The sequence below is a fragment of the Alkalihalobacillus sp. MEB130 genome (assembly GCF_032335535.1).
Taxonomy (GTDB): domain Bacteria; phylum Bacillota; class Bacilli; order Bacillales; family Bacillaceae_D; genus Halalkalibacter.
This window is the reverse complement of sequence record NZ_JAOANA010000002.1, coordinates 189,311-202,280: the sequence shown is the minus strand read 5'-3', so window position 1 is coordinate 202,280 and position 12,970 is coordinate 189,311. Positions and strand designations below refer to the sequence as shown.

Genomic DNA, 12,970 nt, shown 5'->3' with positions numbered 1-12,970 from the left:
AAGCAAGGTAACAACTCAGGAGGAGTGCGGATTATGTTAGACTCAAAACGTCAAGGAGTAGCTGTCTGGCTAACATCACTAAAATTTGCTAGACAATTGCGTCGATTTGGTAATGTTCATTATGTCTCAAAGAAAATGAAGTATGTAGTTTTCTATTGTGACCAAGAAAAGGTAGATGAGGTTATTAAAAAATTGCAAGCATTTCCATTTGTGCGCGATGTAAAGCCATCTATGAGACCTTTTATTGAAACGGAATTTCAAAATGCTAAACCGGATAAAGCAAAAGAGTACGATTATAAAATGGGAATTTAAATTACGACTTACTAGGGCTTCTTATTAGGAACCTATGTGAAGTCGTTTTTTTTATGTCTAACCCGTTCCGCTTATCTAATATAAATACGCTGGAACGTTTTTCAAATGAATAAAAAAAGGAGCTTTAAGGATATATAGGTTGAATATGTAAGGGGGGATGCTTTGAATGTAGGTAATGAGAGTTGATTATTTCGACTGTCGAAATTTATAATAAAGGTAAGATATGAAGGATGTGGTAACATGCTAACATGGAAGAGAAATTTATGGATTCTTGTTATTAGTCAATTCATTGTCATAAGTGCTATGACGATGATTATTCCTTTTTTGCCTCTTTTTTTACAAGAACTTGGTGTAACCAACCCTGAAACATTAAGTATTTGGGCTGGCGTGATTTTTGGAGCAAATTTCTTAACTGCTTTTTTATTTTCTCCTTTTTGGGGGAGAATGGGAGATAAATATGGACGGAAGATGATGATTTTACGTTCAGGATTTGGAATGGCCTTATTTGTAAGCTTAACCGGTTTTGCGACAGGTCCTTTCATGTTACTACTGCTTCGGTTATTAAATGGTGTTGTATCGGGGTTTATTCCTGCTTCTATAGGGCTCGTTTCCACTAATACTCCAAAAGAACGAGTTGGCTACGCTTTAGGTTTACTGCAATCTGGATCGGTGTCTGGCGCTATTTGTGGACCGTTAATTGGTGGGGTCATTGCTCAAACATTTGGATTTCGCACGGTTTTTTTCCTTACTGGTTTATGCATTCTCATTGCAACATTTGTTGTTCTCATTTTTGTTAAAGAATCGTTTACGCCAGTCGAAACCAAACATAAAACGAGTACGTTACAAGAATTTACATATATTACAAAGAAGAAGCCTGTTTTATCTCTCTACGTTGTAATATTCTTTATCCAATTTGCAGTAATGGGCGTCAATCCTTTATTGTCTTTGTTTGTTGAAGAACTAACTTCTCCTGCTACAGTGGCCTTTTATGCAGGTGTGGCTATTTCTGTTATGGGCTTTGCCAATATGTTAACATCTCCACAATTAGGGAAATTAAGTGATCTAAAAGGTGCACAACATGTGCTCATTTATTCAATGCTTGGTGTAGCATTCTTTTCAATACCGCAAGCATTTGTAACGGAAATTTGGCAATTAATCAGCTTACGTTTTTTAATTGGGTTATGTTTAGGTGGGTTATTGCCCGCAGCTAATACACTTATTCGAATGCATGCCCCGGCCGGAATGGAAAGCAGAACGTATGGGTTTTCCAATAGCGCAATGTATCTTGGGACGATGCTGGGACCTATACTTGGTGGATTTGTTATATCTGGTATTGGTGTTAGAGGCTTATTCTTTGTTAGTGCGATTTTCTTACTTATAAATGTTATTATTGTGAAATTAAAGGTATTACCTGCAGCTAATAAGGTTTTTGATCAAGAAAAAAGGAAACAGCAGGGAAAAAATGCGGTTTCACATTAATAAAAAGAACCTGTGAAAAGTTCAACATTTCTTTCACAGATTCTTTTTATTAAGATGGGTTTATTGGAGTGGTGGGATGTAACGATTCATTCGAAGTACTCCAATGAGGTATTGATAATAGAGGTTCAAGTCCTCAAAGTTTTGAGACGATTTGACTTTTAGTTGGTGAATAGGTATGTCTAGTTGCCCGGATAATTGTTCAAACAAGTCGTAGCGCTTGGACGGTACATCATCGGGTGAAGGAATTCCTTCTAAACAAATGTATAGAGGCATCATTTTTCCAGGTGAAGCTGGGTTTAAAATAAGAACAAGTGAACTTTTATTCTTTTGTTGATATGTCGTATCAAGCCGTAAAAGCATATGTACTCTAGATTGGTTAGATTGCGCAAGTTCTAATAATTCATATAAATCATTATATCCTTCTCCTAAAAGAATAAATTGTTGTATCATGAGCAAGGAACCTTCTTTCTTTTACTAACATTTATGAATGAAAATGTAGCACGGTTTCATGAAGTTGTCGAGCAAAAAAAAATCCTCGCAAGGATTCCTTGCGAGGTGCCCATACACATACTTATGTATGCCATGAGGCTATGGGAGAGGAGAAACCGGAGGAAGAACTTATGGGGAAACGTAAGCCTTCTCCGCGGTTGTAGCAACACTATAAGTGCTACTAGTTGAAGTATGACCAGTCTTCCTTCATTCCATACGTATAAATTTAGAAATTATTTCAATTTTTGTTTGTTGTTCATTATATATATTTGTGTATTTAATAATCGTATGATACGTTTTAAAGGACCCTAGTTATATGAAGAAGAGGATGGGTGAAAATAGTGAGAGTTATTTCTGGAGAAAAGCGTGGTATACCATTAAAAGCTGTACCGGGTTCATCAACAAGACCCACAACGGATAAAGTGAAGGAATCCATTTTTAATATGATCGGACCTTATTTTTCTGGAGGAACCGCTCTAGACTTGTATGCTGGAAGTGGTGGTTTGGGTATTGAGGCGATCAGTCGCGGAATGACTAAAACGATTTTCGTGGACCAGAATAAAAAAGCTATTGATACGATTAAGCAGAATTTGCAGCAGTGTCGTTTTGAAGAACGATCTGAAGTTTATCGAAATGATTCACAACGAGCATTAAAAGCTTTAGTAAAAAGAGAGATAGCCTTTACACTTATCTTTTTGGATCCGCCATATGCAAAACAAAACATTGCTAATGAAATTAGTATTATTCTTGATCATGATTTACTTGAGGAAGAAGGAATCATTGTTTGTGAGCATGTGCATACAGTCGTACTACCCGATACAATAGGGCAAGGAAAGAAAGTGCGTGAAGAAACATATGGTGAAACAACGATTACAATTTATACTGTAGGAGGCGATGTGACAAAATGACGAGTATAGCAGTATGTCCTGGAAGCTTTGATCCTGTTACGTTAGGCCATCTTGATATTATTACTCGTGGGGCTTCTGTATTTGATAAGGTGATTGTTGCTGTTTTACATAATCGAAACAAACAACCGATGTTTTCTGTTGAGGAGCGAGTTTTATTACTACAAGAAGTAACGAAAGATTTAAAAAATGTTGAAGTGGATTCTTTTAATGGACTATTAATTGATTATGTAAAAGAAAAAAAGGCTAATACGATTATACGTGGCTTGCGTGCCGTTTCCGATTTTGAGTACGAAATGCAAGCAGCTTCTATTAATAAGAAATTAGGCCCGGAAATTGAAACGTTTTTTATGATGACGAACAATCATTATTCTTATTTAAGTTCTAGTATAGTGAAAGAAGTAGCCAAGTATAATGCAGATGTTTCAGATATTGTACCTGAGGCAGTAGCTAAAGCACTCCGAAAAAAATTCGGAAAAGGGTGATTCAAAATTATTTTGAATCACCCTTTTTACGTAAAATTGTGTATACACATTACTTTCCATGTGCTAAAGCGTTTTTGGCTGTTATAAAAATAAAGATGATCAACATTATGAGAGTGAAAAGTGATCCATAATCACTAATAATCGACCAGGTTGACTGTACCCATGTACTTGACTGCTCTCTTAAAAAAACAGGGATGGCTTGCCACTGTTCTCCAGAAGTTTGTTGATTAAGGTAAAATGGCTTCCAAAATAAAAAGACTAAAAAAGCAGCGAAGAAACCGTGAATGAAGCGCGAAATTAAAAAGGGTTTAAAACGAATATCCGTTTCAGCAAGTATACTTGCTACTTGGGCTTGTATTGAAAACCCACTAAAAGCTAATATAAAACTAGCGACAATGACTTGTTCGAGCAATCCGACAGAAGTTGTTTCGCTAGCTATTTGGGCTCCTAACGTCATTTCAAATATACCTGACACAAGAGATGGACTAAGATCGCTTGGTAAGTGAAAGAATGCAAGAATAATAGAAAAGAAGGAACCTATAATCGCTACAATTCCAACGAGACTAAATATTTTATTTAAGACTGAAAATAAAATAATAAATCCACCTATCATTAATAATGTACGGACGGACGATTGAACGGCGTCACCTAGCAATTTACCAATGGGACGACCATCCTTAATTCTTTCTTCATGTAATACGTTTAAAGCCGATACAAGTCCGCTCGCTTTTGGTTTGTGTGGTGGACTACTTGCCTCTTCCTTACGGCCATAAAAACGCATGATCAATCCTACAAAAATGTTTCCTAAATAATGGGCTAGTGCTAGAACAATCCCAAGAGCAGCATTATGAAAAAAACCTACTGCAATTGCACCGAATATAAACAATGGGTTGGCAGAACTCGTAAAACTAACAAGACGTTCTGCTTCTATTCTGGATAATTTTTTTTGTTGACGTAATCGAGCTGTTATCTTAGCTCCTGCCGGATTTCCTGATGCTAGTCCCATCGCCCAAACAAATCCCCCGACTCCAGGTACTCGAAAAAGAGGTCGCATTAATGGTTCTAGTAATACGCCAAGGAATGTAACAACTCCAAAACCGATTAGTAATTCAGAAACAATGAAAAATGGCAATAAGGAAGGAAAGACGACTTCCCACCAAATATTCAACCCACGGATAGAGCCTTCAAGTGCTTGTTGAGGGAATATCATAAGCGAGGCTGCTAAAAAAATACTTATTAGCGCTAATGTATAAGTTTTAATCATGGATCCTGACATGGAGTAGCTGCCTCCTTTTATGTAACTTCAAACCAACATGTCCATAATATAACTATACGTATACGAGCCCGTAATAGACCATATGATTTAGATTGAGTCATGTAAAACGTAAGGAGAGGATAAAATGGGGGAAAATCGACCAAAAATCGGTCTTGCACTAGGTTCTGGTGGTGCACGGGGATTTGCCCATATTGGTGTCTTAAAAGTACTTGAAGAAGAAAACATACCTGTTGACTTTATCGCCGGTAGCAGCATGGGGGCTCTTGTAGGAGCTCTCTACGGTGTTGGCCAATCTCCTGCACATCTAGAGAAATTTGCTACATTGTTTAGACGAAAATATTTTATTGACTTTATCGTCCCGAAGTTAGGGTTCGTAGCGGGACTAAAAGCCAAAGAAGTGATTCGAATGTTAGCGAAAGATAAGAAGATTGAGCAATTAAATCCACCTGTTGCTATAGTGGCTACGGATATAAAAAATGGAGAAAGAGTCATTTTAAGAGAGGGAGATGTGGCTACTGCCGTAAGAGCAAGTATATCCATTCCAGGAATTTTTGTTCCTGAAAAAATAGGAGGGCGGTTGCTAGTTGATGGTGGAGTAATTGATCGTGTTCCTGTATCAGTAGTGAAAGAAATGGGGGCAGATGTTACAATAGCAGTTGATGTATCTTATTTTAGGACGGATATTGAAATGAATACGGTGTATGACATAATTATGCAAAGTATGGACATCATGGCTCGCGAACTTGTCCGAGTACAAGAAATTGATAGTTCTGTCATGATCCGTCCCATTGTCGAACATTCTAGTTCGCTTGATTTTACTGAAGTTGAAAATTTAATCCGACGTGGGGAAGATGCTACGAGGGATAAATTAAGTGACATAAAACGTAGTATTGAAAATTGGAAGGAGAACAAAAATGACCGGGACGAAGATTAAAAAGAGGTGGATCATACTTATAGCTGTATTATTATTTTTGCAATTTTATCAGCTGCCTTACTATTATTCTCAACCAGGGGGCGCGAAGGTGCTTGATGATGTGATTTCAGTTGAGGGAGGCTTTACAGAGGAAGAGGGCTCTTTCATGCTTACGACTGTGCAAATGGGAAAGGCTAATCTTTTCTTTTATGCATGGGCCCACTTAAGCCCTTACCGGATGATTTATCCAGAAGAGCAGCTTCGCTTTGAGGGAGAAACAGATGAGGAATATCAGCACCGGCAGTTAATGGCCATGACAGGTTCGCAAGAAATTGCCAAAATTGTTGCCTATGAAGCAGCAGGGTTGGATGTGGAGTATGATTATAAGGGAGTTTTGGTTACGAGTCTTATTGAAGGAATGCCGGCAGAAGGTGTCCTTCAGACAGGGGATCATATTCTTGCGGTAAACGGGGAGCAAGTCGTAACAGCAGAACAATTAATTGATCTATTGCAAGGGATGGACGAGACAAGTACGGTTACCTTAACGGTTAGGCGAAATGATCAAGAGGAAGTCTTTGAAGTTGGTTTTTCAGCGTTTCCGGATGAAACGAATGCACCTGCTGGAAGAGTGGGTATTGGAATTTCTGCTCCTGTTACCGACCGTGACGTAACATTTCATCCTAATGTTACAATCGATACGAGTCAAATTGGAGGGCCTTCCGCGGGTTTAATGTTTTCTTTGGAAATTTACAATCAATTAATGGAAGCAGATATTACGAAAGGCTATAACATAGCTGGAACAGGTACAATAACGGAGGAAGGCATCGTCGGCCGTATTGGCGGAGCTGGACAAAAAGTAGTCGCAGCTGACAAGGCAGGAGCTGATTACTTTTTTGCTCCAAATGAAGGAGGGGCAGATGACTCAAATTATTTAGAGGCATTAGAGGCTGCTGAAGATATCGGAACTCAAATGCAAATTATTCCGATTGATACGTTTGAGGAAGCACTTGTCTTTTTACAATCACTTCCAGAAAAATCTTAGAGGAGAAATCGCTTATAAGTTTCACTCCTATTTGCACACATGTTATTACTTAGTGGAAAAGTGTGCAAATGGGAACATGAAGCTTATAACATTTCTCCTCTTTTTAGTTTGTAAGTAGCAATGGGGGTCTGGTCATTTCTTCTCTCATTTGTTTCATTCGATGTTCCGTTGAAAGGGCCGTAACATAAACATTAGTAGCTCTTTCATCTAATGTTGCAGCAAGTCCAGTTAGCTTGGCTGGTTTTGTAACAAGGGGAACCTCTCGTTTCTTCTTTGTGTGATTTAGATAGGCCTGACCTTTAGCATTCATGCCAAGTAGTCGGATATATGTCGGTTCTGTTGATAGTGCTTCGGCCATGTCTATCTTTGTTGTATTGGTTAACACATGTGTAGCAAGCCGTTGTAGTCTTGTCCAAGTATAACGTTTTGTTTTCATTTGCTGCATCCAGTCAGCGAATGAATGGGAATGTTTAATGGTTTCTTTCATACGATATTCAAGCCCTTCTTCACATTCGTAAATCTGCTGCAATTGGTCAACAGGAGTAGACAGTAGTTTATATTGCAAAAGATGATAATAATGTTCCCACGTATGGAGAAGGTGAAACGATTCTTGGTAATGAAGGAGCAAACGATAGGGTACTTCAGGCATGACATGTTGGATTTCTCTGAATTGCTTAGAGGCAATGGCTTTTCGGATGCTTGTAGCACTCGCTATGTTTTTATCGGAAACCGTTTGGTCATGATAGTGAGCTTGTTTGCGTAATGTTGTAGTTGGTTTAATGTGTCGTCCTTGATCTTTAATCGCTTTCATATAGTGGTAGCCAAGAATATTATTAGGTTCACTTAAAGATAAAATAGATGAACTAGGTTTCAACTTCTCAAACGCTTCAGAAGTTGCACGGGGATAGCTGTATCCAAGCTTTACTTTTTCTTTCACGAATTGATCGAAAGTTGGTTTGTTTTCTATCATAAATGAAATTAACTGGTTAAATTGATCAATGTTACCACATTCACTCCCAAAATTAATAAAAGTAACTCCCATCTCAGCTAATAACGAAATGGCACCGTGAGCAAATAATTCTGCTTTTTGGGTAGAATAAATATATGGGAGTTCGATCACTAGATCTATTCCAGAAGATAATGCCATCTCTGTTCGGTACCATTTTGAGACAATGGCAGGTTCACCTCGCTGTAGAAAGGAGCCACTCATCACTGCGATCACTACATCAGCTTCTGTCATTTTTCGTGCTTGTTCAGCTTGAAAAAAATGCCCGTTATGAAATGGATTATATTCAACAACAATTCCAACTGCTTTCATGTTTCTCATCCTCCTAATATTATGGTAAGGTGAAATCTAATAATTACAATCGTGCTCCTTTACTCTTCTTTTATGACATGCTACAATAAACGTCATGCTTAAAACAAGTACAAGCTCTAGCAATTTTTCTTGTATGTTACTGTAAAGAAAAAAGGTTGACATTCAATTAGTGTAGAGCTATACTTAATTTTGTTGTCTTAGAGGTGATCAGAGATGAAATGGTCATTACAGCAATTATCTGTTGCTAAGCGCAAACCATTTACATTTGAAGAAGAAATTGATTTATCTAGCTTAAAAGAATTAAATCCAGAGATTAGATCAGTATCTCCTGTAATCGTAAAAGGAGAGGTGAACTACTCCGGTACTTTGATTACATTTCAGCTTTCGATTGTAGGCGAGTTGATTCTTCCGTGTGTAAGAACATTAGCTGATGTAAAGTTTCCAATTGATCTTCAAATAACAGAGCATTTTCATCCGACCAATGATTATGTTACAGCAGATGTTGATCATGATGAAATTAATTTTTTTGAAGGAGAAACAGTTGATTTACTTCCTGTCATAAAGGAACGTATATTACTTGAAATTCCAATTCAAGTATATGCGGAGACAGAAGAAGAGAGACTTGCTCCACCCTCAGGAAAAGATTGGGGACTTGTTACAGAGGAAGAGCACAAAAATCGTGTAGATCCAAGATTGGCTGATTTGGCAAAGTTTTTTGAAAAGGAATAGGAAAGTCGAAGCACCGACTAAGATCGGGCCTTCATTTCATATAACCAACTAAGTTTGGGCGCGGTTGGATTTTATAGATTTTTTAAGGAGGTGGGAATGATGGCAGTACCATTTAGAAGAACATCTAAAACTCGCAAGAATAAGCGTCGTACTCACTACAAGTTAGCAGTACCTGGTATGACTAAATGTCCTGAGTGTGGAGAATTAAAGCTTGCTCACCGTATTTGTAAAGAGTGTGGCTCTTACAAAGGTCAAGATGTGATCAGCAAGTAATTTAATACGAACTGAAAGACGAAGAGAGCTCTCTCTTCGTCTTTTTTGTACAGGGGAAAAGGAGAGAGAGAATGTGGCGAACGTAGAGATGAGGCAATGTGAAAATGGTGTAACGTGGATTCAGATTAATCGCGAAGAAATTAGGAATGCGGTAAATGAACAAGTGATGAAAGAGTTAAATAAGGCTTTGGACATGGCTGAATTAGATGAAAGTAAAGTCATTGTTCTAAGTGGGGCGGGGAAACGAGCTTTCTGCTCAGGAGGAGATTTAACAGCTTTTCAACACTTAATGACGGAAGAGGACGCTAAAAAGATGTTCAGTAAGATGGGATCCATTTTAGAGAGAATCGCTTTTTTTCCAAAAATAACGGTAGCTGCTTTAAATGGCACGGCTGTTGGTGGAGGAAGTGAGCTTGCTTCTGCCTGTGATTTACGCATTGCTGCTCCTCATTCAAAGGTTGGGTTTGTCCAAGCTAATTTAGGAATTACAACAGGTTGGGGTGGTGCCACATTGCTATTTGAAAGGATACCTAAGCCAGAAGCATTACATATGTTGGTGACAGCAAAGATGTTTCCTGTAACTGATTTGGTGAATAATGGGTTTATTAAAGAAATTATTCACAAAGAACCGTTTGAAGAAGGAGTGATTGATTATGTGACCCCGTTTTTAAGTCATAGCGCCGAAGTTCTAAAGGCGTATAAATTACGACTGATTGAACATATGAATAGATCTGTCATTCATCAACATATCAGTAATGAAATAAGCCATTGTGCAAAATTATGGGAAACAAAAGAACATCATGAGGCTGTTCGTACGTTCTTACATTCGTCAAAAGAGAGCTAATACTAGATTTGTGAATAGAACTTGGTAAATCGGTCATAATTGACTAATAGAACAAAATCTATCTAATAAAAAAAGAAGAGTTGATCTTTTTTTACTAATAATAAGTCTTTCTACTCTAGTAGATGCATATGAATAAGCAAATGAGACTTTGAGGAGGGATTCTATGACAACGATTCGCCAAGATGCATGGAGCACAGATGAAGATTTAATTTTAGCTGAAGTCGTTCTTAGACATATTCGAGAAGGGAGCACGCAACTCTCTGCATTCGAAGAAGTTGGAGAACGCTTGTCTAGAACTAGCGCTGCTTGCGGGTTCCGCTGGAATTCAGCGATTCGAAAAAAATATGAATCTGCTGTTGCGTTAGCGAAAAAACAGCGGACTAAAGGGAAGAAACAACAACCTGCTGAACCAGAAGAATTTGTAAATGAAACAAGTGAAGAAATTATGGAGCCAGTTGTCTCCGTTAAGGAAGAGAAAGATATAGAAAAAGCAGAAGGTAAAAAGCGAGCTGCTTTAAAGAAGGAAACGGTTTCGTCTGAGCTTACAATGAAGACGGTACTTTCGTTTTTAGCTGACTATGAAGAAGAAATGAAGAAACGCATTCCATATGAAGAAATAGAAAAGCTAAAAAGAGAGAACGAACTGTTACAAGAAGAACTTGAAAAGGTAAAAGAGGAGAAAAAAATAATGACAGAGGACTATCGAGCGCTACTGTCTATTATGGATCGTGCTAGAAAATTATCGATCTAACTAAATAAGTTATTGCTGCCTTGAGAGAAGGAAACTCACTTTTCTCAAGGCTTTAAGAGGTGTCGAACTTGTCCATAATAGGCTGAAGAGGTGTCCCGGAAATCAATAAATAGATTTCTTGGGACACCTCTCTATTTTGTGTTAAGAAAGATTATCTTCGGATTCTATATTTACGGGTTCTTTACCCGCAACTTGTTCCTTTACTCCTTCTGGGTACCAAACATAAGGACTTTCACCTCTATCTCTTGTAGCATCATATGTTGCTGCTTCAAAACCCATATGCTCCCAGAATGGTCCTGATCCTTGTCTTCCGTTCGTTTTGATTGGCAGTTGAAAAGATTTTGCGAAATTAACTAATGCTTCTCCATATCCCTGTTTTCGGTACGCTTCTAACACTTCCAGCTTCCATAATTCTAGATAGTCTTGTGGTGGATTAAAATAACGATCGTATTTGCCGTCAATTCGATACAAGCTCATTCTCGCGACAAGTTTTTTTCCGAAATAAACGCCATAAAACGGTGATTCACTATCATTTTCAATAATGTTCGCTTCAAGGTCACCTTTCATAGAGAGTTCGGCTGAACCGTATTCACGAAAGTTTTTAAACTCTTCTAACGTTTTATAATTTACAAGTAAACGCTTAACTTCATAGTTGTGCATAAGACTTCCTCCTCATAGTTACAGTTCTCTACTATATTTTACTACATATTAGTCTGAAAGCGGTTAAATATGCCTGAATTTTTTATTAAAGAACAAAATGTTATAATAGTCAGAATTTTATTATTTGTAAGTTTTGCCCCAGAGTATGGTACAATTTTCATAAAAAGCAAGGAGCAATACGAGTGAACGTTGTCATAATAGGCTCAGGATCAATTGGAATGTTAATGGCATTTTATTTTACAAAACTAGGATGTCCTGTTTCATTAGTTACGAACCGAGTAGAACAAGCAGATGATTTAAATCAGAACGGTCTGCATCTTTTTTATTCAGAAAAAACAATAAAAAAGGTCTCTATCCTTGCGATGAATGTTCAGCAATTGACACAACTTACAGATGTCGATTTACTAATTGTTACAGTTAAGTCTCATCAGGTTGAACATGTGATAAAACAGATAGATGAAAATCAGTTGAATATTTTTTCCGTCCTATTTTTACAAAATGGAATGTCTCACACAGAATTGTTTCACCAAATTTCTGTCCCTGAAATTGCAGTAGGTGTGATGGAACATGGGGCTATGCGGACAAATAACGTTACGGTTCGTCACACGGGGATTGGAATGTTAAAGTGGAGTTATGTTCGTCAAAAGAGCCAATTCATTGAGAGGTTGTTTAGTCAATTAAATGAAGAGCATTTTCCAATTGAGAAACAACAGAATTGGAAACAATTGTTACAGCGAAAATTAGTAGTAAATGCTTGTATCAATCCAATTACAGCTATTTTTGCCATTCCAAATGGAATGTTAGTGAAAAATGATTATTATTTCTCAATGATGAGACAAGTGTTTGTTGAAGTGACAGATATCCTCGGGATAGAGAATCAAGAAGGTCTGTGGAAGTATGTTTGTCAAGTTTGTGAGAAAACATCTAGAAACCGCTCGTCTATGTTGGTAGACATAGATAGTCACCGTGAAACAGAAGTCGATAGCATTGTAGGGTACTTACTTCGACAAGCTTCAGCTAAACAAATGAATGTGCCCGTTTTAACTTTCCTTTATCGTGCAATTAGAGCGAAGGAGCAAACATATGAGTTAGGAGGTACTACTTTATGACAAGTGTGTTAGCAGCAGTTATTGCTACAATCGTAACAGTTCCTTTGCTCGGATGGTATGTCATTTATCTTACTTCCGTAAAGATATCAAAAAATAAATCAAAGTCGTTACGTCGTGCCTCGGATTGGACAACGGTGTTGTTTATGATGGCTGTTTATTTTATTTTAATTGAGCTATGGGATCAGTCTTTTGGTTGGTTAATATTAGCTATTTTCTTTTTAATTGCTTTTTTCGTTACTTGGATACAATGGAAAGTATCAGGAGATATTCAAACAAATAAATTATTTAAGGGGATATGGAGGTTTAACTTTCTTTTTTTTGTTATTCTTTATTTGTTATTAAGTGGATTTGGATTAATCTCAAGAATATTTAGTTAATGGTAGTT

General features: G+C 37.5%; 16 protein-coding genes. 12 read left to right on the top strand and 4 right to left on the bottom strand.

From position 1 onward, the window contains the following. Window positions 1–33: 33 nt before the first annotated feature. Window positions 34–312, top strand: coding sequence for a YlbG family protein (locus N0O92_RS02805; protein WP_315613082.1), 279 nt, complete (start codon window positions 34–36; stop codon window positions 310–312). Between the two features lie 240 nt (window positions 313–552). After that, the gene (locus N0O92_RS02800) at window positions 553–1,791 is read left to right on the top strand and encodes an MFS transporter (RefSeq protein ID WP_315613081.1); all 1,239 of its coding nucleotides are present in this window, start codon (window positions 553–555) and stop codon (window positions 1,789–1,791) included. A gap of 60 nt (window positions 1,792–1,851) precedes the next feature. Here the strand turns inward: N0O92_RS02800 and N0O92_RS02795 are convergent, their stop codons facing one another. Further along, complete coding sequence (locus N0O92_RS02795; RefSeq protein ID WP_315613080.1) at window positions 1,852–2,241, bottom strand: DUF7147 family protein; 390 nt, start codon at window positions 2,239–2,241, stop codon at window positions 1,852–1,854. Window positions 2,242–2,621: 380 nt separating this feature from the next. Here N0O92_RS02795 and rsmD point away from each other — a divergent pair, with 380 nt between their 5' ends. Beyond that, window positions 2,622–3,188 (top strand): 16S rRNA (guanine(966)-N(2))-methyltransferase RsmD, encoded by a 567-nt coding sequence (rsmD, locus tag N0O92_RS02790; protein ID WP_315613246.1) that lies wholly within the window; start codon window positions 2,622–2,624, stop codon window positions 3,186–3,188. Continuing rightward, window positions 3,185–3,670: a pantetheine-phosphate adenylyltransferase gene (gene coaD, locus N0O92_RS02785; protein ID WP_315613079.1), complete on the top strand. Its 486-nt coding sequence runs from the start codon at window positions 3,185–3,187 to the stop codon at window positions 3,668–3,670. Before rsmD ends, coaD begins: the two co-directional genes overlap by 4 nt. Before the next feature lie 49 nt (window positions 3,671–3,719). On the opposite strand, the gene ylbJ is transcribed toward coaD, so the two are convergent. Then, window positions 3,720–4,946 carry a sporulation integral membrane protein YlbJ gene (ylbJ, locus tag N0O92_RS02780; protein WP_315613078.1) on the bottom strand — a complete coding sequence of 409 codons (1,227 nt, stop codon included), beginning with the start codon at window positions 4,944–4,946 and terminating at the stop codon, window positions 3,720–3,722. Window positions 4,947–5,070: 124 nt separating this feature from the next. On the opposite strand from ylbJ, the gene N0O92_RS02775 reads away from it, so the two are divergent. Both N0O92_RS02775 and N0O92_RS02770 read left to right on the top strand, forming a co-directional pair. Then, window positions 5,071–5,880, top strand: coding sequence for a patatin-like phospholipase family protein (locus N0O92_RS02775; protein WP_315613077.1), 810 nt, complete (start codon window positions 5,071–5,073; stop codon window positions 5,878–5,880). Continuing rightward, window positions 5,861–6,901 carry a SepM family pheromone-processing serine protease gene (locus N0O92_RS02770; RefSeq protein WP_315613076.1) on the top strand — a complete coding sequence of 347 codons (1,041 nt, stop codon included), beginning with the start codon at window positions 5,861–5,863 and terminating at the stop codon, window positions 6,899–6,901. Before N0O92_RS02775 ends, N0O92_RS02770 begins: the two co-directional genes overlap by 20 nt. Window positions 6,902–7,004: 103 nt before the next feature. On the opposite strand, the gene N0O92_RS02765 is transcribed toward N0O92_RS02770, so the two are convergent. Beyond that, window positions 7,005–8,219: a nucleotidyltransferase gene (locus N0O92_RS02765; RefSeq protein ID WP_315613075.1), complete on the bottom strand. Its 1,215-nt coding sequence runs from the start codon at window positions 8,217–8,219 to the stop codon at window positions 7,005–7,007. Between the two features lie 213 nt (window positions 8,220–8,432). Here N0O92_RS02765 and N0O92_RS02760 point away from each other — a divergent pair, with 213 nt between their 5' ends. From N0O92_RS02760 to N0O92_RS02745, 4 genes are all read left to right on the top strand, one after another. Next, on the top strand, window positions 8,433–8,948 hold the full coding sequence (locus N0O92_RS02760) for a YceD family protein (protein WP_315613074.1): 516 nt from the start codon (window positions 8,433–8,435) through the stop codon (window positions 8,946–8,948). Window positions 8,949–9,047: 99 nt separating this feature from the next. Continuing rightward, complete coding sequence (gene rpmF, locus N0O92_RS02755; protein ID WP_144450654.1) at window positions 9,048–9,221, top strand: 50S ribosomal protein L32; 174 nt, start codon at window positions 9,048–9,050, stop codon at window positions 9,219–9,221. A 73-nt stretch (window positions 9,222–9,294) separates the two neighbouring features. Continuing rightward, window positions 9,295–10,065: an enoyl-CoA hydratase/isomerase family protein gene (locus tag N0O92_RS02750; RefSeq protein ID WP_315613073.1), complete on the top strand. Its 771-nt coding sequence runs from the start codon at window positions 9,295–9,297 to the stop codon at window positions 10,063–10,065. Between the two features lie 163 nt (window positions 10,066–10,228). Then, entirely contained in the window at window positions 10,229–10,816 is a 588-nt protein-coding gene (locus N0O92_RS02745; protein WP_315613072.1) for an RsfA family transcriptional regulator, read from the top strand. A 141-nt stretch (window positions 10,817–10,957) separates the two neighbouring features. Here the strand turns inward: N0O92_RS02745 and N0O92_RS02740 are convergent, their stop codons facing one another. Then, the gene (locus N0O92_RS02740) at window positions 10,958–11,476 is read right to left on the bottom strand and encodes an N-acetyltransferase (protein WP_315613071.1); all 519 of its coding nucleotides are present in this window, start codon (window positions 11,474–11,476) and stop codon (window positions 10,958–10,960) included. 182 nt (window positions 11,477–11,658) lie between these two features. On the opposite strand from N0O92_RS02740, the gene N0O92_RS02735 reads away from it, so the two are divergent. Both N0O92_RS02735 and N0O92_RS02730 read left to right on the top strand, forming a co-directional pair. Beyond that, window positions 11,659–12,585: a 2-dehydropantoate 2-reductase gene (locus tag N0O92_RS02735; protein WP_315613070.1), complete on the top strand. Its 927-nt coding sequence runs from the start codon at window positions 11,659–11,661 to the stop codon at window positions 12,583–12,585. Continuing rightward, window positions 12,582–12,962 carry a DUF3397 domain-containing protein gene (locus N0O92_RS02730; RefSeq protein ID WP_315613069.1) on the top strand — a complete coding sequence of 127 codons (381 nt, stop codon included), beginning with the start codon at window positions 12,582–12,584 and terminating at the stop codon, window positions 12,960–12,962. The genes N0O92_RS02735 and N0O92_RS02730 overlap by 4 nt, the downstream gene beginning before the upstream one ends. Window positions 12,963–12,970 lie beyond the last annotated feature (8 nt).